Source organism: Brevibacterium sp. Mu109 (genome assembly GCF_900169375.1).
GTDB classification, from domain to species: Bacteria; Actinomycetota; Actinomycetes; order Actinomycetales; family Brevibacteriaceae; genus Brevibacterium; species Brevibacterium yomogidense_A.
Window position 1 is genome coordinate 1 of the sequence record NZ_FXZF01000102.1, and the last position, 1,211, is coordinate 1,211.

Sequence of the window (1,211 nt, forward strand, 5' to 3'; positions counted from 1 at the left end):
AGGTACTCCGCTTCGCGCAGTTCCTTGCTGCTGGAGATGCGCCACCCGTAGCTCGGAGTCGACCGCTCCCGGTTCGTCGTGGGGAGGCAAATCAGTCTCAGTTGCGGCGGTCCTCCGCCGGAGAATCGACCGCCAGCGAGCCTGACGACGAACCAGGTGGATGACCATGGCCAGCATCGCGCAACGCCGGAACGCTCTGCAAGCGGCCGATGACCTCCTCAACGACCTGGAGATCGACCAGGCGGAGGCTGTCGACGTCTTCGACATCGTCGATCGACTAGGACTATGGCTGGTCTTCAATCGCCTCGACAACCTCCTGGGTGCGTCCGTGCCCAAGGGGAACGGCGGCATCATGCTCACGACTCAGCGCGGTCCAGCGGTCCAGCGGTACACCGCAGCGCACGAGATTGGGCACTGGGTCCTCGACATTAACGAGCCGGCATTCGACAGCGAGGAGGACATCTTCTATCCCACTGGCGACCGCGAGCAGCTCGCCCAACTGTTCGCGGGACAGCTTCTGATGCCGCCCCCTCTCGTTTTTGCAGCCTGCGCACGCCATGGAGTCACCGACTACGTCAGCGCCCGAGACATGGGAGCAAGTTACGAAGCAGCCTCTCGCCAGCTCTCGAACTTGGACATCATCAGCACCGCAACACGCGACGATCTGCTTAGACGCAAGCCTGTTCAGGCCAAGACGGAGCTGTGCCATGGGCACCGACCTCGCGGTGCCGTTGACGTGTGGCCAGTCGGTCTCACCGCGGGAGGAACGCAGGTGCGCGTCACTGAGGGGGATGAGCTCGTCATCACCCTGCCTGAGAATAGGACCACTGCCTATCGCTGGATGACCGAGCACGAGATCTCCGCCCGCTCGTTGCATGTCTCTAGTCCCGAGCCCGGACCTTTCACCGACGTCGTTCGAGCATCCGGGGAGGGTCCAGAGGGTGTGACGAGACGGCCGGTACACCGGTCGACCGCATCGATTGACCGTGCCTTGGCGCGGATTCCCGGGAACAGCGATAGACGTCGAATCTTGCCCAGGTTCGAGAGTCAGGGTGACGACACCTCGCAACACTCGGATCAGGACGCAACCGGGCTCCCGGACGAGTCGCGATCGGCACTAGAGCCGGTTTCGGCGCGGCTGGTCTGCGTCGAGGACCATTTCACCGCGGGCTGGGCACGCATCGCACCATCCGAGATCAGGAGCGTACGCC

At 63.6% G+C, this 1,211-nt stretch carries 1 protein-coding gene; it reads left to right on the plus strand.

The genetic code is table 11. The features are described from left to right. Positions 1–166 precede the first annotated feature (166 nt). A partial coding sequence (locus tag BSP109_RS16630) for an ImmA/IrrE family metallo-endopeptidase (protein WP_180959810.1) occupies positions 167–1,211 on the plus strand: 1,045 nt, incomplete at its 3' end.